The organism is Membranihabitans marinus (assembly GCF_019802045.1).
Lineage (GTDB): Bacteria > Bacteroidota > Bacteroidia > Chitinophagales > Saprospiraceae > Membranihabitans > Membranihabitans marinus_A.
Window position 1 is genome coordinate 63,081 of sequence record NZ_JAHVHU010000010.1, and the last position, 20,780, is coordinate 83,860.

General features: G+C 41.7%; 14 protein-coding genes. 6 read left to right on the plus strand and 8 right to left on the minus strand.

From position 1 onward, the window contains the following. Window positions 1-5 precede the first annotated feature (5 nt). A complete protein-coding gene (locus KUV50_RS11460; RefSeq protein ID WP_222580294.1) occupies window positions 6-881 on the plus strand; it encodes a BT_3044 domain-containing protein in 876 nt (291 codons plus the stop codon). Between the two features lie 222 nt (window positions 882-1,103). On the opposite strand, the gene KUV50_RS11465 is transcribed toward KUV50_RS11460, so the two are convergent. Next, the gene (locus tag KUV50_RS11465; protein ID WP_222580295.1) at window positions 1,104-1,508 is read right to left on the minus strand and encodes an alginate lyase family protein; all 405 of its coding nucleotides are present in this window, start codon (window positions 1,506-1,508) and stop codon (window positions 1,104-1,106) included. 355 nt (window positions 1,509-1,863) lie between these two features. Here KUV50_RS11465 and eat point away from each other — a divergent pair, with 355 nt between their 5' ends. Genes eat through KUV50_RS11490 form a run of 5 tightly spaced genes read left to right on the plus strand, consistent with a single transcriptional unit; the run spans window position 1,864 to window position 7,867 of the window. Then, entirely contained in the window at window positions 1,864-3,183 is a 1,320-nt protein-coding gene (gene eat / locus KUV50_RS11470) for an ethanolamine permease (RefSeq protein WP_222580296.1), read from the plus strand. Next, a complete protein-coding gene (locus KUV50_RS11475; RefSeq protein WP_222580297.1) occupies window positions 3,116-4,549 on the plus strand; it encodes a glutamine synthetase family protein in 1,434 nt (477 codons plus the stop codon). The genes eat and KUV50_RS11475 overlap by 68 nt, the downstream gene beginning before the upstream one ends. 11 nt (window positions 4,550-4,560) lie before the next feature. Further along, entirely contained in the window at window positions 4,561-5,712 is a 1,152-nt protein-coding gene (locus tag KUV50_RS11480; RefSeq protein ID WP_222580298.1) for an iron-containing alcohol dehydrogenase, read from the plus strand. A gap of 14 nt (window positions 5,713-5,726) precedes the next feature. Beyond that, window positions 5,727-6,506 carry a gamma-glutamyl-gamma-aminobutyrate hydrolase family protein gene (locus tag KUV50_RS11485; protein ID WP_222580299.1) on the plus strand — a complete coding sequence of 260 codons (780 nt, stop codon included), beginning with the start codon at window positions 5,727-5,729 and terminating at the stop codon, window positions 6,504-6,506. Then, window positions 6,503-7,867 carry an aldehyde dehydrogenase family protein gene (locus tag KUV50_RS11490; protein ID WP_222580300.1) on the plus strand — a complete coding sequence of 455 codons (1,365 nt, stop codon included), beginning with the start codon at window positions 6,503-6,505 and terminating at the stop codon, window positions 7,865-7,867. Before KUV50_RS11485 ends, KUV50_RS11490 begins: the two co-directional genes overlap by 4 nt. Before the next feature lie 773 nt (window positions 7,868-8,640). Here the strand turns inward: KUV50_RS11490 and KUV50_RS11495 are convergent. The 7 genes from KUV50_RS11495 to KUV50_RS11525 all read right to left on the minus strand — a co-directional run bounded on the left by KUV50_RS11495 (window position 8,641) and on the right by KUV50_RS11525 (window position 20,706). Beyond that, entirely contained in the window at window positions 8,641-10,125 is a 1,485-nt protein-coding gene (locus tag KUV50_RS11495) for a SusD/RagB family nutrient-binding outer membrane lipoprotein (RefSeq protein ID WP_222580301.1), read from the minus strand. Between the two features lie 100 nt (window positions 10,126-10,225). Then, the gene (locus KUV50_RS11500) at window positions 10,226-13,381 is read right to left on the minus strand and encodes a SusC/RagA family TonB-linked outer membrane protein (protein WP_410000049.1); all 3,156 of its coding nucleotides are present in this window, start codon (window positions 13,379-13,381) and stop codon (window positions 10,226-10,228) included. Window positions 13,382-14,083: 702 nt separating this feature from the next. Further along, a complete protein-coding gene (locus KUV50_RS11505) occupies window positions 14,084-14,905 on the minus strand; it encodes an endonuclease/exonuclease/phosphatase family protein (RefSeq protein WP_222580303.1) in 822 nt (273 codons plus the stop codon). A 299-nt stretch (window positions 14,906-15,204) separates the two neighbouring features. Further along, on the minus strand, window positions 15,205-16,260 hold the full coding sequence (locus KUV50_RS11510) for a Gfo/Idh/MocA family protein (protein WP_222580304.1): 1,056 nt from the start codon (window positions 16,258-16,260) through the stop codon (window positions 15,205-15,207). 169 nt (window positions 16,261-16,429) lie between these two features. Further along, window positions 16,430-17,206, minus strand: a complete 777-nt coding sequence (locus KUV50_RS11515; RefSeq protein WP_222580305.1) for a DUF5040 domain-containing protein — start codon at window positions 17,204-17,206, stop codon at window positions 16,430-16,432. Window positions 17,207-17,343: 137 nt separating this feature from the next. Then, window positions 17,344-18,771: a hypothetical protein gene (locus KUV50_RS11520; protein ID WP_222580306.1), complete on the minus strand. Its 1,428-nt coding sequence runs from the start codon at window positions 18,769-18,771 to the stop codon at window positions 17,344-17,346. 72 nt (window positions 18,772-18,843) lie between these two features. After that, on the minus strand, window positions 18,844-20,706 hold the full coding sequence (locus KUV50_RS11525; protein WP_222580307.1) for a hypothetical protein: 1,863 nt from the start codon (window positions 20,704-20,706) through the stop codon (window positions 18,844-18,846). Between the last annotated feature and the right edge of the window lie 74 nt (window positions 20,707-20,780).

Consider the following 20,780-nt stretch of genomic DNA (forward strand, 5'->3'; position numbering starts at 1 on the left):
AAAAAATGATATACAAAATTATACCTCAACTTCTACTATTCACCGCAGTACTTGCATCGATACTTAGTCTTTCGTCTTGTGATGAAGAGTTCGATCAGGTTGAAGCATACAAGAAGAACATTTATCTGGTTCACAGTGAAAATCTGATCCATCATTTTATTCACCCTTTCCAGGACAAACCTTCAGAAGGGTTTATAACCGTATACTGCAGTGGATCGCTCTTACCAGATAGAGACATACAAATTGACATGGAGTTCGATCCGGACATTATAGACGAGTACAATTTCATCGAGTTTGAACACGATAGTTCCAGGTATGTCCATATGCTCAACCAGGAAAATTTTGAAGTTCCATCATTTACCGTTGAAATTAAGAAAGGAACATTGTACAGCAACATGCCGATCCTATTGAATGCGCATGGATTATCCCCAGACACTACCTACGTGATTCCTTTAAGAATCAAACAGGTCAATGAGTACGAAGTCAATGAGGAATTATCATCTATACTCTATGCGGTTCAACTTAAAAATGAATATTCGGGGCAGTACAGGATGTCAGGCACGCTGATCGATACAGCTTCAGGTGTTGAACAGCAAGTCTTTAAAGATAAAAACATCGTACCCATCGATGAGTTTACCAGCCGAATGTATGTAGCTGCCGAAAATGAAAACCCGGCGAATATACCAACATATACCCTGAAATTTAGCGTTAACCCGGATAATTCCGTCACGATTCATGAAGGAAATAACATCGGTGATTTGGGCGATAGTCGATATCAGCCAGAAAAAAAGACTTTTACCCTCAACTATAGTTTTATGATTGATGGTCACCGGTATGATATGCATGAAACGCTAATCAATAGGGATCAAAGTAGTCGATGATCTTGTTGTATTAGGCATTGAGTTTGTTGCCTTTATAAAAAAAATAAAGATAAGCAGACTTCCAGATACCATCAGGTTCATAAAGCTTAATTCCACCCTTGCGATTCGTGTGCGTGGATTGCATTAGATCGATACTACAGAGACGGAAAAAGTTCTGGATGCACCGCATTTTTAACCATTCGAACCTCGATCTGCTTTTACCAAAGACCAGAACATTATTTTTTAATAAAGCTCGGGAAATACCAACAAACTCCAATCATCGTTCATTCTTTCTTCGAATGTATCTTCCCATAACTTTTGATATTTCTCATCCTTGTAAATCCAGGCTGCTTTACGAATCAATAAGCCCAGCCGGTTTTCTGTGTTATCCCATCCGGATATTTGTTCGAAAGGCCACTCCCTTTCACGACCGATATAACCGATCAGATAATCCAATGCCTTTTTCAGCGAACCACCTTTGGGATTGGTATAATGAAACACATCGATATCTTCTTTTAGACCGATAATACCAACATCGAAAAAGTTTCGCAGATTGGATACCGAATACCCAAATGCCATCGTCCGGATCAATTCGTGTGGCTGGCTCCCATCAGCTTCGATCATGAGATCGATCCTTCTGTGTGGCACTTCTCTAATGTTTTATAATCGAAAACCGCTTATCCATCTCTACCGTAGAGAAAAATAGTAGAGCTGGATACTGTATACCAACACATTATCAAAATAAGAAGCAAATCACATACACTCTAAAGATGCCCAAGTTAGACCGACATAACGTGTTATTGACAAGCTAGGGAATGAGGATCATGCATTGGGAATAGTTTGTCCAGTAATTGCAAAGATACTGAATTTATTTTCCTCGTTTTTTAAACACTCCTTGGATCAAGATAATTTATTCAGAAATTATTATATAAATTATGGTAAAAATACGAGTAATACTATATTTGGTTGTTAATTACCTTATTTAGAATAATTTTCCACGTCTATGAGTAAACATCAGTTGCAACGCACCCTCGGTCCATTTATGCTTTGGGGTTTAGGGGTCGGCTACGTGATATCAGGCATGTACTTCGGATGGAATCTAGGACTGGCAGAGGGGGGCACGTATGGCTTGGCCATAGCCACCTTATTTATTATTGTCATGTATGTCACGTTTACGTTTAGCTATACAGAGATGGCCTGCGCTATCCCTAAAGCCGGGGGCGCTTTTGATTATGCCAACAGGGGATTGGGAAAGAATCTGGGGTTTTTTGCCGGCATGGCACAAAACATTGAGTTCATATTCGCCCCCCCAGCGATTGCGGCAGCGATCGGCGCCTACCTCAACCTCTTATACCCCGACGTACATCCGCTCATGTGGGCGGTCGGTGCTTATTTTATATTTACTTTAATCAATGTCTTAGGCGTTCGCCTAGCGGCCTCGTTTGAATTAGTCATTACCATATTAGCAGTGATTGAGTTATTGGTCTTTGCAGGGGTTACCCTCCCATCGTTTGAATGGCAGAATTTACACATTAATCCCATGCCCAACGGATTTTCTGGAGCTTTTGCTGCCATTCCGTTTGCGATATGGTTTTTTCTGGCAATTGAAGGGGTAGCTAACGTTGCTGAGGAAGCGATCCATCCGCAGCGAAATATTCTATTAGGTTTTGGGTCGGCCATTGGCACTTTGGTTTTTCTGTGTATACTCACATTTATCTCTGCAGTCGGTGTCGCTGGCTGGGAAGCTGTCGTCTACCCGGCAGGGAGTGATTTGCCCTCAGACTCGCCTTTACCATTGGCGTTGGCCCAGGTAGTTCATGAAGGGCACTTTCTGTACAAGATGTTAATCGGGATCGGGTTATTGGGATTGATTGCCTCTTTTCACGGTATCATCCTTGCAGCGGGCCGGGCCTCCTTCGAATTTGGAAGAGTTGGTTATGCGCCACGATTGTTTAGCGTCGTACACTCGCGTTTCAAAACACCGGCAAATGCTTTAATCTTAAATATGGCTATAGGCATCCTGGCTCTATTTACCGGAAAAACGAGCGAGATCATTACCATCGCATGTTTTGGGGCACTAAATCTTTACATCGTATCCATGATTGCCTTTTTTGCTTTGCGCCGTAAAGAACCTGGTTTGGAACGCCCTTTTAAGGTCCCTTTTTACCCAGCGTTTCCATCCATCGCATTAGCTATTTCTGTTGTTGCGCTGATCGCGATGACTTACTATAATTTTATGCTTGCCATCATATTCTATGGCATTATTGGTATCTCATACCTGGGGTACCACCTCTTCATTCATCAAAGACAGAAAAGTGAATAAACAACACCTATCCAAGAACGAAATAGTCAACCAGATCAAAAATTCGAGACATACCAAAATCAAGGTAGCCGTTTCTGATATCGATGGTATCATGCGTGGAAAATTGATGCATCAAGAGAAATTTTTCAAAGTATTGGATTCCGAGTTTGGTTTCTGCAATGTGGTATTTGGCTGGGATATGAACGACAAATCCTATGACAATGTCGAAGTTTCCGGATGGCACACCGGCTATCCGGATCAAAGTTGTTATCTGGATTCGAGCACATATCGCACGATTCCCTGGGAAGATGATTTACCTTTTGTCCTGGGCGAATTTTGTATAGAAAACGATTCAAAGTTTCCGGTTTGTCCTCGATCATTGTTAAAACGTATTGAGAAATCAGCCCATGATGCCGGCTATTTACCTTTATTTTCCCAGGAATTTGAATGGTTCAATTACCAGGAAAACGCAGAAGATCTTTACACCAAGGATTTTAACCACCTGCATCACCTCACCTCTGGCATGTTTGGTTATTCGATCTTGAAGGCATCAGAAAAAAGTGATTTTTTCCACCACTTATGGGAGGACCTTGAAAAATTCGGAATTCCGCTGGAAGGTCTTCACACTGAAACAGGGCCCGGTGTATACGAAGCGGCCATACAATATTCGGCTATATCAGAAGCTGCCGACAGGGCATTTTTATTTAAAACAGCATGCAAAGAAATTGGCTTTAAACACGATATTATAGCCAGTTTTATGGCAAAGCCTTTTCAGGATCTTCCGGGATGCAGTGGCCACATTCATCAAAGTCTGTGGAATAGTTCCGGATCAGAGAACCAATTTTATGATTCAAATGACGTACACCACATGAGCGAGGTTTTTAAAAGCTACCTGGCCGGGCAGATTCATTGCCTTCCTCATATTCTCCCTATGTATGCCCCGACTATAAATAGTTTTAAAAGACTGGTGGAGGGCGCCTGGGCTCCCACGACCATCACGTGGGGTGTCGACAACCGCACCACCGCTTTTCGTGTGATTCCAGGGAGCCAAAATTCCACCCGATTGGAAAGTCGAGTGGTTGGTTCCGATGTAAACCCCTATTTGGCAATGGCTGCCAGCCTGGCCAGTGGACTATATGGAATAAAGAACAATCTATCCCTGGAACTCACAGCCACTGCGGGGAACGGCTACGAGGATAAAGGCGCGGGATTGCTTTCGAAGACCCTCATCGAAGCTTCAGACCGCATGAAGGAATCGGTCATCGCTGCAGAATTATTCGGCGAAGAATTCGTCAACCACTTTACAAAAACCAGAGAATGGGAGTGGCGGGAGTATTGTAAATATGTGACAGACTGGGAGAAAAAAAGATACTTTGAAATTATTTGAAATTTGAATGCATGATAGACTGGAATCAATCTTTTAGTTACAGTTTTCCGACGAACATCCGGTTCGGTAAGGGTGTTATACAAGAACTTCCTGACTTCCTTATTGAGCAGGATGTCTCTAAACCCTTGATCGTAACAGATTCAACAGTGGCGTCTTTGCCCTTTTTTGGGAAGATTCTTCGACAGTTGGACTTAAAAGGGCTCGAACCAGAAGTGTATGATAAAATGCATAAAAACCCGATTAAGTCGGATGTACTTCAGGGCAAGGACTTCTATACAAAAACCAATCGGGACAGTATAGTAGCCATTGGCGGCGGAGTCGCTATGGATGTTGCCCGTGCCATTGCACTCTCCATCAACCATCACAGAGATTTATTCGATTATGATGACCTACTGGGCGGGGATCAATACATTACGGAACACGTGCCCATTTTGGTTACAGTTCCCACCACCGCCGGCACGGGCAGTGAAGTGGGAAGAAGTGCGATCATATCCGAAGATGATTCAAAGAAAAAACGAATACTATTCCATCCCAAATTGATGGCTAAAATAGTGTTTGCGGACCCGGAACTTACCATGGATCTTCCCCCATATATAACTGCTGCCACGGGTATGGACGCTTTAACTCACCACATGGAAGCGTTCCTTGCCAAAGGATTTCACCCCATGTGTGAAGGCATCGCATTGGAAGGGATTCGGTTAATTTCCGGTTCATTGGTCAACGCTACCCATCGGCCTGATCTGGCATCCCGGTCTAAGATGCTCATTGCATCCTTGATGGGTGCTGTTGCTTTTCAAAAAGGACTGGGTGTGGTTCATAGTCTTGCGCACCCTCTTTCGAGTCTTTTAGACACCCATCATGGCTTGGCGAATGCGATCAATTTACCCCATGGCATGGCGTTTAATTATGAGGGCAATGAAAGTAAATTTGATCATATGGCTTTTGCGTGGGGGTTGGGAAGTCAGGCCGGCCAACGTTTTTTGGAAGGCTTGTCTGAGATCAATCGGGAGTTAAAACTTCCGGAATCCTTATCGGATATCGGGGTAACTCAGGATCACATCCCCACCCTATCTCAACTGGCAGCAGCAGATTTTGCACATCCTAATAATCCCAAAACAGTGACACAAACAGATTTCGAAATTTTATACCGAAAAGCGCTGTAATAAACCCGTTAGAAATGATAAAAATCGGTATTTCTTCTTGTTTTATGTACTCAAATCCAAAACGTATTGTCTTTGGTCCTAAATCATTAAGTTATATCGAAAATGATATGGCCCGATATGTAACCACCCAGGACGTGCTACCTGTGCTAATCCCGGATGTAGCAGAACCTTATCTCACCTCGATACTACAACAACTCGATGGGGTTGTACTTCAAGGAGGAAGTGACCTTGCTCCGGAATCCTATGGAGAATCTCCCATCGGAAAATGGAAGGGTGACGCCTACAGAGACCGGTATGAATTGAAAATCTTGGATTTCGCCATACAACAATCTCTTCCCGTCCTGGGGATTTGCCGGGGATTTCAACTTATGAATGTTTATTTCGGGGGGACACTTTATCAAGATATATCGACTCAACTACCGAAGGCTATATTGCACCGATCCGCTGAAGACTATGATCAACTTCATCACGCGATCCGTTTTGAGGAAAACAATTTCTTGCAGACGATGTATGCAGACATCCCTAATCCGCAGGTAAATACGGTACATCATCAAGCCATCAAAAAACTGGGATCCGATCTTAATATTTATGCCCGGTCAGAAGACGGATTGATTGAAGCATTTGGATATTCCAAAGAACCGGAAGGAAAAGTATTTGGGGTACAGTGGCACCCGGAGTTCTCACCGACCCTAGCAGGACTCGTAATACCTGCAGACCGCATCTATCGCAGATTTTTGGATTACGCCAGAAAACAGTACGATCTGCGACAAACTAACCAAATCGTTACACCATGAATATATACAATCCTAGTACAAATACTGTCATCGCAACCGTGAAGGAAGATACAGATCAGACCTTGCAAAAGAAACTGCAAACCTTGCGACAGGGAGTAGCATCATGGAGAACATCTTCATTATCAGACAGAATAGACAAGATCAAAACTTTTGGTCATCTTGTCCGTAACGATATTGAAAATTTAGCTGCTTTATTGACATCCGAAACCGGAAAACCAATTCAGCAGGCTCGAAATGAGATTAGGGGGGCTCAAAATCGAATTGATCATATTATCCAAAATGCCTCCCCTTGGTTGAGCCCTGAACACATATATCATAATGATACGATATCAGAATCCATCCGATACGAACCGCTCGGCGTAATCGCTAATATCTCGGCCTGGAACTTCCCCTATAATGTAGGCTATAATGTGTTTCTATACGCTTTGGCCGCAGGCAACGGAGTTCTTTATAAACCTTCTGAGTATGCTACCTTAACAGGGCAAGCCATTAGTCATAAGCTTTACCAGGCGGGTATTCCGGAAGAGGTTTTTCAAGTTGGAATTGGTGGAGCTTCGGTCGGCCAAAAGTTATTAGAAATGAACTTTGATGGTTACTTTTTTACCGGTTCTCACCACACCGGGCAAAAAATAGCTACCACATTGGCTCCAAAAATGGTTCCCGTGCAGATGGAGTTAGGTGGAAAGGACCCGCTCTATGTCATGGATGATGTTGCAGATATAAAGCAGGCAGCTATTAATGCTGCGGAGGGAAGTTTTTATAATGCTGGGCAAAGTTGCTGTGCCATAGAACGAATCTATGTTTCTGAGTCAATTTACGATGAGTTCATCCACTATTTTATAGAAGAAGTCTCTAGTTACCCGATGGGGGACCCTACGAAAGAATCCACTTTTATCGGTCCTTTGACCAGAGCCGAACAACTCGACACCATCGAAGACCAGATCACTGATGCTGTAGATCAAGGAGCCACAATCATGATTGGGGGCCGAAGAGTTTCATCCCAAGGCTATTTTCATCAACCTACCGTATTGAGCAATGTCAATCATACTATGAAGGTCATGAAACAAGAGACCTTTGGACCGCTGGTTGGTATTCAAAAGGTTCGATCCGATGAGGAAGCAGTAGATTTAATGTCAGATACTCCATATGGTCTGACAGCTGCTGTATTCGGCTCTGATGAACAGCGGGCGTTGGCCGTATTGAACAAAGTAAATACCGGGACTGTTTATTGGAATTGTTGCGACAGGGTGAGTCCAAATGTGCCTTGGTCGGGGCGTAAAAATTCAGGCATAGGATCTACCTTGGGGTATCAAGGGATTCGAGCATTCGTTCAGCCCAAAGCATATCACTTAAAACATTAATCGGCATCCCTGATATCTAGTACTATGTTTCACAAGTCATTATAAAAAATAACACCTCATATATCTCAAAATGACTCCGAGTTCAATCCAACCCGACCTGGACAGGATCGAAATTGGTTTTCTAACTCACATCTAGCCTACCCCGCAAAATTCATGGCTTTTGATTTATGCAGATGCAAGGAATGACTGAATATAGTCGTAGTGCAACGCAGACCAAAGATGGTAAATCCATCTTTGATGAGGGAACCAAAATGCCCTCATTTTGGAAGGGTAGCCTCACGAATAGTATTCTATTTCAAGGAGTTAGTAACATGAGCGAATGTAGTCTCATCTCGGCAAGGCCGAGCTGAGACAGAAAGTTCAGTGAACTTTCTATGAGAGAACCGAGGGCTCTGTCCCGAGGATAATGTATGAATCAAAAGTCAAACGTCACCCAAAATTGGGTTATGCAATATGCCCAATTTTGGAATTTAAGCAACTGATGCACTGCATATTATGCATCATAGCAGATTGACGTGGTGAATAAAGCGGGCTAATCTGACCCAGACTGGGTCAGAATCCTTGCAGGTCAAAGACCTTAGAGCGATCTAATTAGGTTTAGCTATATTATTTGCACTCAAATTTACGACCTTAGAGAGGTCGGATTAGATTCTGAATTGCATAATTTTGTTCGTTACATTTTAATTATAAAAATTAATGAAACGGAGCACTAGTGAGGTGGGTTGATGATGTTGTGAACTAAAAACCATGGGTGTACCTCCCAGCAATTCAGGCTATTTGACCCACCAGGGTACGGCGCTTATTTTATCATTTCCAGTTCCAAATTGGTTCTCTATGGCTAACGATACATTGTCGGTGTTTACGTCGTATTCATTCTGAGGATAGATCCACCGGTAGGGAATGTCCACACCGGGTGGTCTTCTAAAGTCAGGATACCCCGTCCTTAGGTGGTCGTAATATGGCCACCATGGTGATTGAAGAAAAGCTCGAAGATATTTTTGCATAATAATCTTTTCTATTTTTTCTTCCACAGTCGTGGCTGTCTTGAAGTCATTGACCGGCTTATCCAGGTAGGATACAGCTCTTTCCTGCGTCACGTACTGTCCATAGCCCTTGGCATAGTTTTCATAAAACCGAAACGATGCTTTCACCCCTTCATTGTAGTATTGTTCAGCATCTCCAGTAAGCCAGTTCCGAACAATTCCTTCAGAAATAATCAACTGTTGTTCCGCAAACCCAATTAAAATGATGGGTTCGGTGGTTGGATCACTGTAGTATCTGGAATTGGGTTTGGACACTTTACCATTAGCCGCCTTGGTATTTACTTCTGCATAGGGCGCTGCAGGATCACCTCCTTCGTAAGCAGTAAAATCATCAATTTCCAGTCCCGCGTCCTCCGAATTCTTGGTTTGAGTGCTATATATAAACAACCGTGGGTCTTCTCGAACTTGCAAACGCTGTATGAAAGTAGAATCCATGTACAGCCCAGATCCATAGCTGCTGGAGTTAAAATCAAAGTATCGGTTTCCTTGCTGATCTAAAAAGATCAGTTGTGCATTATCATCGATACTTTCAAACAAAGGTTGGTTCTCGACGATTTCTTTGAATTCGGACCGGATATCCACCTCGATATCGGACACCTTCTGCGAAAGCATCATTAAAGTCTTCAGCCGAAATGCATTGATGGCTTTGCGCCATTGGGTTCCATCGCCACCATAAATAATATCCCCAGCGATAATCGTATTTTCATTGGCCAAAATGTCATTTGCTTCTCTCAATTCTGATAATATTCCTTTAAAAACATCCTTTTGAGCATCATAAGCAGGCGGAGCATAGGTTTCTTGTTGTTCGCCCTGCAAGGCCTGTGAATAAGGCACATCCCCAAACCGCAACGTCAGGTTTAAAAAATAAAATGCTTTAAAAAATTTACCCAATGCCACATAGGAGGGTTCATTTATCTTTTCAGCTTCCTCCATCATCTTGGTGATGTCCCGCATTTCGGAAAAAGCATCAAAATCCCACCGATCCCATTTATAATATTGACCCGAACTTTCTCCATCGGTTTGAACCACCATCTTCTGCGCGTACATCGACCCCCGTCCAGCATTATATTGAAACACATCCCATTCATTCTGTGTTAATAACAACTGGGGGTGTGTTTCAGTTACCCGATTAGGATCGATATTAATTTCATCGAGATCTCTACATGAATAGGAAAAAGAGGATATAATTATATAAACTAAAATTAAATTTCTCATAGTTGATTAAATTCTTATTTCATCAAATGTTTAACAGTGCTTCTCTTTGACAGCCCCACCGGTCAGGGACGAGCGTCCAAATAATTATCACTAAGTTTAGTTACAATTTAAAGTTGACAGACAACCCCAGGTACCTGGGCGACGGATCCTGCAAATTACCATCATTACCCGTTTCATAATCGGGATCGATCAGAGGAATTTTCTTCCACATCAATAAGTTGTATCCATAAAGCTGGACATAAAGACCCTTCAAGGTTTGGCCCAAAGGAAGAAGGTTTCCCAGTTCATACCCTATGGCCAATCGTCTGAGCTTAAAGAAGGACCGGTCAAACGTATTGGCAAATTTTTCACTTTCTTCCTCAGTTACACTAGCTCTATAGGGGTAATTTTGCGACCAGGTCTGCCAACTGACCGCCGTGGTATTGGGTCGATATTCGCGGGTATCCGAAATAACGTTTCCATACACATCCTGTTTGAGTTCTCCTTCCACGACCACTACTCCTTCCGGGACATACACGGGTTTTCCTGCCGAATACTCAGCAGCCCGGTATTCCAATGAATTGGGATGGCGACCACCCCACCACATTTTCTCATGCGTGGTGGAGTTCATAATTCCTCCCCACACTCCATCAATATCCAACCCAATATCAAATCCTTTGAATGTGAATTTATTAATCAACCCCAACCTCCAAGATGGATTCAAATGTCCCAGGTTGCGTCGGTATGGATCTCGAATCGGCAATCCATTATCGCCTAATATGACTTCCCCCTGAGCACTTTTCTGCCACACACGGGTATAATAACTATCCGTTCGCTCCCCCACTTTCAAATTATTATATACCGTTTGACCGCCAAATATTTTCGTGATACGCTCGACATATTTTGACCAGTTTGCAGATAAGTTCCAATTTAAATTCTTCTTACGGATCGGATTGACTGTCGCCACCACTTCAAATCCATTGGTTTTGTATTCATTGCCATTCACCTTTCGGCTGGTAAATCCGGAAGCTTCAGAAATTCCCAAATTAATAATTTGATTCTCATCTGTAATGTTATAATAGGTCAATCCCAGTCGCAACCGGTCATTGAAATACCCCGTGGATAACCCTAACTCAAAAGAGCTAGATTTTTCAGGGAGAATATTGGGATTAATTATGCCGGACGGATAATACACAGACTGGGTGGACCCGTAGGTCACGCCCTTGTTGTAGGTAGAGTATATACTATACGGGCTTAAATCGCTGGATACCTGCGCCCACGATCCATACAGCTTCACGTAACTTACCGTTTGCGGTAGGTTGAGGTACTCTGATACCAACGTACTCAAAGACACAGACGGGTAAAAGTAAGAATTGTTATTGGTCGGCAGCGTTGAAGACCAGTCATTTCGTGCTGTAAAATTTAAAAACACCGCATTATACAGATCCAGGTTAAAGGCGCCATAAACACTTCGAATCGACTTCTCCTGTAGGTAATTTGACGCCCGAACGGGACCTTGGGTATTATTGAGACTGTACACTCCCGGAACAATCAAACCATCGGTCGATTGATATTCACTTCGATACGTTCTATTAAAAATGGATGCACCGGCATTCACTCCAAAATCAATATTATTCGTAATTTCTTTATTGTAGGTCAAGAGTGCATCCGCATCGATGTTCAGCTTGGAAGTATTCCAATTCTTGTAGTCGCCGTTTCTGGAATCACCATAATTTTTGTACGATTTTGGAGTTTGCAAAGTTTCGAATCTGGAATTATTCCGTCCATTACCCCGAATTTGGAAACTAAGGTTTTCCATGATTTGCCAATTGGCTTTGACTTGCATGTCCATGACATCTCTGTCCTGCAGTTGTTGCAACTCATAGGATGCAAAGTATGGGTTATTGTACCAGGCATAATTGTAGTTGGCTTGTCGATACCCTTGCAGGCCGGGCACCCAAAAGTGATCGGCAAGATCCTGTCCGTTGACATCAGAGCTCATCCATATTAATATAGTATATATGTGGTTTTTGGGCCCATATCCATACCGAGGATAATTTGGAGAATATACCTTATTATAAGACATCGATGCATCAAGGGTAAAGTTTTCGGTGATTTCAAATTGGGAATTAAAATTAATACTTCCTGTATTTAAGGACATATTGGGGACCTGTCCTTTTTGATGCGCGTATTTTCCAGATGCATAATAACTTGCTTTCTTCCCTTTATAGGCCAACGTAAATGTATTCGTACTCACCACTCCCGTTCTTAGAAAATCTTTCAAATTATCGTGCGAGACAAAATCTATAGGGACTCGTTCATATTTGGATCGATCATCATAAATCGTTCCTTTCACGTCTCCATACCACTCTATGGTTTCACCGGTTTCCTTGTTTCTGATCGGACTATTCCATTGCGGAATTTTTAATCCGGCGTCCAATTTCGGTCCCCAGGTCATGTCCCCATCAGAAATTCCACCATCTGCACCATCCCAAAATTCATATTGCCCGTTCGAACCACTACCGTACACCGATTGAGCTTCAGGAAAAGCAGTAAATCCTGCCGTAATCATATTATTTGTGGTAAAATTGACCACCAAGCCTTCTTCTTCCGCATTTTTTGTGGTAATCAAAATTGCGCCGTCTTTACCCCGACTTCCATACAATGCAGATGCAGCAACTCCCTTCAATACATTGATATTGTCAATATCAATCGCCGAAACATCGAAAAAATCCGTTTCTACTGGAACACCATCAATCACTATCAACGGGTTTTTCCCCCGGAGAACAAACTGTGGCCCTTGAAACATCCCTGTTGGGTTGGTTACCGTTAAGCCGGCCACTTGTCCCGAAAGCGCCGTACCCAGGTTCATCGTCTTTGAATTGGCCAGTTGTTCGGTGCCAACTTCCTGCGTCGTGAAACCAATTGTTTTTTTCATCCGCCCGATTCCTAAGGCGGTCACCACCACTTCATCAAGCATTTCTGCATCACTGTTCAATGTTACATTTATGGTTGTTTTACCATCGACCAACACCTCCTGCGTTTGATACCCGATATAGGAAAACACCAATACGTCATTCGCATTGACACCACTCAACTCAAACTGTCCGTCGAAATCTGTCGCTGTTCCTGAATTGGACCCTTTTATTTGGACATTGACCCCAATCAAGGGTTCATTTTCCAAATCAGTCACCGTGCCGTTTACCGTCACCTGACTATGTATGATCAGAGGCGAAAGCAATATAACCAGAAATGAAAGATAGCTTCTCAAAAACATATCTATTATGCATGGGAAACTAGTGGATTGATTTAACATCTTCATAATTTATACTTATATTCAATTAATAGATAATCTATATCCTACAATTGCGTTAAATATAAGGCATTAATTTATTTAGATGCAAGCTCTCAACTTTTTTTTTTCAAATTATTGATAAAATAAAAACACCTATAATCCTTCAAATTCAAGCGAGGAATGGCTGAGGTTCACTATAGTGCTTATTTATCGGCTGCCAGTATATTGATTGGTCTAGCCCTACTATTCAAAATTTATGGCTTAGGATTAACTGATCAGACATCGATTGTATTTTACCATGATTCTAGTTAAGGCGCGGATAATACCATTTGTATATGATAATGTCGCGTAAGATTTTTTAAATATTCAAAGATTGTCGAGGAAAAAAATCGAAGGTGTAGCTGGAGTTACACCGAGTATTTTGACGAATGGATCGAAGAATATTTCGGAATATATGCGGCAATGATGAATTCAAATGGTATAAGAAGGGGTACAATAATGGAAACAGACCTGAAGAAGTTCATCAACCGATGAAGGAAATGAGTTTACATGATAAATGCCAAGTCGTGGTCCTTTGTGCAGAATGAACACATGGCGAGAAACCGTTCTCCTGGATTTATCATGGAAGAACAGCCCGGTGAGCAAAGAAGTAAATTTGTCCTCACGCATTGCAATGAACAAATATCACTTCATCTCAAGCTCTAATACCAACGGTAAATGATCAGAGGCATATTCTTCTTCAATGGTATAATAGTCCTTTACAACAAATAGATCCAATGCTGGTTTATTAAGCAAAAAATGATCAATCGCAACCCGAGGTTTTATTTGAGGAAAGGTCAAGGGTGGATCTGATTTGATCAATTCAAATTCCGATGATAATAAACTATAGACCCCATCATTATTCTTGTGGATTTGTGAATTAAAATCACCTGCAAAAATGATTGGCTGATCGGTATAATCCTGTATTTCTTCTAATATTTGCTCGGCCTGGTACATCCTGTCGTCGATCGATCGATGATCTAAATGCGTGCACAAAAACAGTATTTCCGCTCCGTTTATATTAATCCATGCACCAGCTAATGATCTTGTTTCACCGTTATCCGAACTCATGAGCGTTGGCAACTTTGCTTTGATTCCGCCCATTATGGGAAACTTTGATAAAATTCCTACTCCTTGATATCCACCAGACTTCTTTTCTGCCGGTGCAAAATAATAGTTCATCCCGGTCATTTCAGCTAACTTTGCCGCCTGGTGAATAGATTTACCGGACCTGTCCGTATACCTATCTACTTCCTGCAGCGCCACCAGATCAGGCTTGTTCTTACGGATGACCCGGGCGATTGAGTCCAATTCGGTATTTCCCCACCCTAATGACGGGGGACTGGCAATCCGGATATTATATGACATGAGTTTGATGGGCGACATCTCCCCTTTTTTCATGTTCTTCGACCATCCTCCGCATGATAAGAACAATGCAAGAAAGGATAAATAGAATATATTTTTCATAGTTTTTATTATATATTTTGTACAGATCCGAGGGAATACTTTCATCCCTTAAATCGGTACGGGGATCATTTAAAAATTTTGAATAAAAGTACCTTGATATTTAAATTCTGTGGGCCAACTGAAGGCCACTTCGATGGTTGGACCAGCCCATCCATCTCAGACCTTATTTCGCAACGTTTCTTTCGATATAAATATCGATTCACCATGTTCATAATGACAGTTACTCCATGCAATGGCACAGCCTGTGCAACGCATGAAACCGCCCCACACAATTTATTCACAATAAGCCAATATTCAATTTATTTAATATTAATTTTCTCACTTTCTGCTCTTGCCTCATGTAATACGTGCGCTACTGATATTTCGCGCCCACCCTCTTCCTTACTACGCTCAGCAGCTGACATAAAGGCGTAAATTCCTATCGTCTCCTCCTTAGCTACGGGACTCACTCCTGTATCAAAAAACGAAATGATAGGGGGCATTAAGGGGGCATACCCTGTGAAATCACCCAGTAACATATTCTTTCCTTCTCCAAAAACGTGGCCCCCAAAATTCCAGGTTACGTTTCGATTCCCCCGGAGGGTACCTATTCGACCATTCCGCCATTTTCCTACGGTTAATTCTGATTCAGGCTCATAGTACCGGGTTACTTTTTCGCATTCCGCACCCAGTATCGTGAAGAGCATTTCTGTCCCATGTATTCCGTACCAAAACAGATCCGGATGACTCTCCTCTGTAGGAGCCGGGGTAAAAACATCTACGCCTTTCACATGGCCTACCTGTCCATTGGCCGCCTGTTGAACACTGTCGATATACCGCAAAGTAGAAGATGAAAAAACCGGAACATTGTAAAAATCAGCAGCCCGGTATATAGCCAAAGTATCAACTAAGGATGCCGCCACTGGTTTGTCTACAAAAACTGGTTTCCCCGCTTTGAATACTTCCAATGCCTGTTCCAGGTGAATTTGCCCGTCATTCGATTCTAAAAGAACAACATCAACCTTCTTCAATAAGTCACTAATGGAATCGACTATTTCAACGCCCTGCGCTATGATGTCTTCGGTGTTCCCTGGAATCATATCCATACTACTTTGTATGGTCCGGCTTCCAAACGGATAGGCGGCTACCACTTTATATCCTAGAAATTTGTCGCCAGCATCAGGACTGTTTAATATTTTTGCAAAATGTGGACCATGCCCGGTATCCAATCCAATAACTCCAATTCTTCGGCCTTTTTCAATTTTACTGAACTGTGACCGGCTCTTTATGTGAAATAAGGGTGCACTGGCTAGAAGCAGTGATGTTTTTTTAACAAAACTTCTCCGATTGACCTTTCCATCTTCCTGTGTAACCATGTTAGCGATTATTATATATTTTATCTGAATGTATTTTCAAAACACATATATAGTCAATTATCCTGAGTTAATCATAAACTTAAATCTACCAACTATTCGACCTGAAGATAAACAGTCAGGATACACCCGTGCCTGACAGTTGTTATTAATATTATTCAATTAATTACAATTATTTTATCACAAAAATGCTCCGCATAGTACTACTAAAAATAGCTGCCATCCGTTGTTGGATATATTCATTTTTCCCTCTGGCAGGATGCCAACCAAAAGTTTTATCATTAATACTTTGAGTGTCTTTCGCATATGTAAGACTCATGTCTTGTCCTGTAACAGGATGGAGAACTTCTTGCGAAAATCCAATTTTTTCATCAAATGCTATTAATTGAAGCCCCCATTTTTTTGCAAGCTTCCGAATACTTGAGTTGTACTTGTCCCTTCCCTCGTGCCAGTCTGTACAAAGCACAATGACAGCAGGTTTACCACTCCGGGTTCCATAGTACTTGGAATCTTTATTAAATTTCAAATTATAGCATTCTGTGAGATATCGTTTTATAACATAATCATAAGCTGCAGCATAGTTACTCCGATCAAAAGGAGTCTCATAATCTGTATATGAATCTTTCAATTGAGTACTATCAAATACATCCCTATTGACAACATGCATAATGATTAAGGCATCCATATCTTCAAGCTCTTCATCGCTGTATAAAGTGCCTTCCATCATTTGATTGGCTGCATCAGCGATTGCCGTTCCACCCTTCGCACGATTGATGGTCTTGGCTCCTAGCGACTCACAGCCTAGTTCGAACCAACCGTTAACCTGGCTCGCAAACGAAGCACCAGTCAGTAAAAATGTAAGGGAGTCTTTTACATTGACCTGTCCATAACTTTGGGATTTCACAATAAGTAAAAGTAATAAAACGGTTCTTAGGAATTTCATTTTCATCTTTATCTGTTAATTAATTACAATTTCAGTTAAAGCATTTCCCTTTACTTAACAAGAGCGCATTGGACAGGTCATCGAGGTCAAGTTCACGATTTACAGTTTGAATACGCCACTTTGAGTATTGTAAGGCCGAAGCTTCATTCTATATAACACTTAATATTTTCAACATTATTTGCGCTGGTTTTCCCATATAGCCAGAATTCGGGGGTATCCCTGAGTTTCTGGATAATTACATAAAAAGGAACTTCGGGAAAATCTCGACTCTTTAGCTCCACCCGATTACCATCTATATTTATTTTATTGATGGTTGGATAAATGCGTTTTTTGTTATTATCCAAAAAATAAAAATTATCCGACTTTATTGTAGTTTCAACATGGATTCGTTTTTGAAAAGAAAGCCCGATCCGATCTGACCCGATTCGATCAGTCTTCATAAGACGTGGAGCTTCATCATATATGTATCCTCCCAAATGATATTCATAAGCTGTCATCACATCATATCCCTCTTTTTCCGAAAAGTGAATAAAGTCCTGAATCCATTCTTGAGATTTCACCATATTTGCATTGGAACCGATGTCGGCTTGAATCCCCACAGGCAGGTCAGGTTGTATATTTTTTATTTCCTTAATAAAGGGTTCGTAGGCTTTGATGTAATCAGCCGGCAGTTGTTCCTCGGACTTAATCCAATCCGGCCAATGGGTTTGGATATAATGAAGATCCGGTTGTACGAGCTCAATCATGGCAGGCACATCCAATCCCTGATCTTCCCTCAGCTTTTTCACAGGATGATCACCAGCGTCAATCGCCAGACTCCAGGTAGCTATTTTAGCATCAGAACGAGATTCCCGGATCCCGTTTGGCCCATTGAATATTTCATTTAAGAAATGATTGACTCCATTGACTCTAAAAGTCATCCACTTCTCGTATACCTTTGGTATATTTTTGTAATATCGGGGATCATCAGCATCAGTAAAATCAGGCATCTCCACGCCATAAATGGCATAGAATGCCTCCTGAGCATTTGGCCCGACATCTCCGTAATGTCCTCTGCTCATGCCATTCCACGAGGGCAGATAAGCTTCCGCTAATTCTATACCGTCAAATGGATACGTAGTCATCAAACCAACCAACTTCCGCTTTTTCCAGGAAACAAATTCTTCATTGAACGGAGATAAAAAGGTATATCCTCCTGTTCCATTCTGACCATTTGTAAATTCCATTTTCCAGGATTCCCATCCTTTCGGATAATTGGCCGTAGAATAGGTGCCATTCCCCAGCGTCATCAACCAAACTTCTACCCCACAATCTTTCAAGGCTTGAACCAGCTCACCATCTACCTTATTTTCATTTGTGACGAAATAGTGTACAACTCTGAATCCATTGAGCTTCAATTCTTCAGCGATACTTTCGGGTGAACGGTTTTGATAATAGGAGAAACCGGGATCGATCTGGATGGATTTGATGATGGTATCGAAAGTAACGTTCGGATCCTCTGAAGCACTTTTACCAAATCCGGAATCGAATCGACAGGATAGAATGATCAAAAGACTCAAAAATAAATTCACAGTCACTATTCGATTATATTGGTTCTCGCATGACATTATAAAAATTGAAAGGTGTTTATTAATCCTTATCATTTATTCTTTAACCACCTTCACTCGCATCAATACAGCGTCATGCGGATAATACAAATACCCATCATCCTTGACTTCTGCAAAACGTGCGCCAATAATGGAATCATCCTGAGCCAGCAATTGCAGATGATTGGTGTTCGAATCGATAGAAAACAACTGTCCGTTGACCACATCAACCCCATAGAGTATTCCATCGCGTCCAGCGCGATCGCTCAACATAAGTTTTGGGGTTTTAACTTGAAGCTGTGTTTTCAACTTTCCTTTGAAGGTCACTTTATAATTAATGGGATCAAAAGCATAAATACTGTCTTTGGCGGTACCATACACCATCCCGTTGGACGCTAAAACAGTTTTTCCATATTTTCTTGCAGTTGGAATAGGTTGTGATTTATATTTCACCGTCTCAGTTTCCGGATCCCAAATAAAAATGAAAGCAGAGCGTGCTTTGGGTTTTGCGCTGGTCCCGCCATAAATGGACGACGTAATTAGCAATTCTCCAGTCATAGGTATGGATGTTATTGAAGTTAGACTTTGGTCCTTGATCAATCCCTTAAAGGTCTTTACAACTCGTGTCTGAGTGTTTATTTCCGTCAATACCCCACCTAAATACCCTTTAATAGGAAAAGTAGGAGCATATATATGTCCGTTTTCACCATAAACCATCTGGACTATCCGTTCCTGGTTGTCGGTGGCTTTTAAATGAGCGATACTCGTTTGATTTATGGGACCTGCTTCCTCATCATAATCAAAGTAATCGATGTATCCGCCGGTATAACTGCTCATATACAAGCCATCACTTGAAGAGAGAATGTCATACACTTGCACTCCGCCCCGGGTTATCTTACCCAGGTCTTCGAACTGGCGCGATTTCAAATCAAAAGTAAATACATGACCTGGCTTAAGGCTACTCCCATAAAGTTTCTCTTTAAATACATCTCCAATGCTGTAGATCTCATGCGCAGGAGGTTCAAATTCACTTTTAACCTGTATTCTTTCTTTGGAACCGATATCCTCTAAGACCAGTGCTCCCTTTTCATTTATAAATAAAGCTCTGTGACTAATTGTATTATGATCCTTCTTCCTTTTTCTCTTCGGTTTGGTTTTTCCTTCTATGATTCCATCAGGGGTACATAAAAACTTCGTACTGCCTTTTTTGCCATAAACCTTTCCATCTTCCGCTATCCAAATTCGGGGTTGTCCGTAGGTTTGCAAATATTCTGGCAGAATCTGTTTCTTCGTTTTGGTCTCTGGATTATACACCCACAGTTCTCCATGATGCATACCTGTGGGAAAGTAAATGATACCATCATCTGAAGAAGCTGGATTGATCACATATTCGGTTCCTGGTGTAGAAGATATCTGGTCTAAAACTTCCACACTTTCTGTTTCAGGGTCCAAGACAGACACGGCGGTTCTGGGATAAGTTCCCACATAAATTTTCCCATCAGGTGCGATGGTGTAACTTGTACTCATCCAGTATTTGGATTTAGTTACTTCACCGATCACTGATAACTTATCCGTATTCACGTCATATCTAAAAAATCGGCCGGGCACTCCGGCGTATATGTGTATTATATGATTCGATTCTTTAAAAATTAATACCCCATTGGCTTTCCCATAGGGGGTAAGATCGATTTCAGTCAATTCACCGCTCTCTAAATTGATGCCTATTAAGGCACTTCGGTCCGCATCGGTAAGGCTGGCCCATGCTATGGAACCTGTAGACGGCGTCGAGGTGACAAACTGGATAGGAATGGTAGATCGAACGGGCTTTCCTAATGCTTCAAAATTATATTTATTCTCCTGGCTCTGGACAATATTAGTAACATATAGGAGACTCAACAAAAGGCATATAAATAATCTCAATACAAAAACATTTAAACAATTAAAATAACTTCCTATTTATGCAAAATACGATTGCCTCAAATAATTCGAATAGC

Bases quoted from the DNA above. Each gene is read 5' to 3' on its own strand.
- KUV50_RS11495 (WP_222580301.1), bottom strand. From the start codon at position 10,125: ATGAGAAATTTAATTTTAGTTTATATAATTATATCCTCTTTTTCCTAT.
- KUV50_RS11485 (WP_222580299.1), top strand. From the start codon at position 5,727: ATGATAAAAATCGGTATTTCTTCTTGTTTTATGTACTCAAATCCAAAA.
- KUV50_RS11500 (WP_410000049.1), bottom strand. From the start codon at position 13,381: ATGTTTTTGAGAAGCTATCTTTCATTTCTGGTTATATTGCTTTCGCCT.
- KUV50_RS11480 (WP_222580298.1), top strand. From the start codon at position 4,561: ATGATAGACTGGAATCAATCTTTTAGTTACAGTTTTCCGACGAACATC.
- KUV50_RS11460 (WP_222580294.1), top strand. From the start codon at position 6: ATGATATACAAAATTATACCTCAACTTCTACTATTCACCGCAGTACTT.
- KUV50_RS11510 (WP_222580304.1), bottom strand. From the start codon at position 16,260: ATGGTTACACAGGAAGATGGAAAGGTCAATCGGAGAAGTTTTGTTAAA.
- KUV50_RS11475 (WP_222580297.1), top strand. From the start codon at position 3,116: ATGGCATTATTGGTATCTCATACCTGGGGTACCACCTCTTCATTCATC.
- KUV50_RS11515 (WP_222580305.1), bottom strand. From the start codon at position 17,206: ATGAAAATGAAATTCCTAAGAACCGTTTTATTACTTTTACTTATTGTG.
- eat (WP_222580296.1), top strand. From the start codon at position 1,864: ATGAGTAAACATCAGTTGCAACGCACCCTCGGTCCATTTATGCTTTGG.
- KUV50_RS11505 (WP_222580303.1), bottom strand. From the start codon at position 14,905: ATGAAAAATATATTCTATTTATCCTTTCTTGCATTGTTCTTATCATGC.
- KUV50_RS11490 (WP_222580300.1), top strand. From the start codon at position 6,503: ATGAATATATACAATCCTAGTACAAATACTGTCATCGCAACCGTGAAG.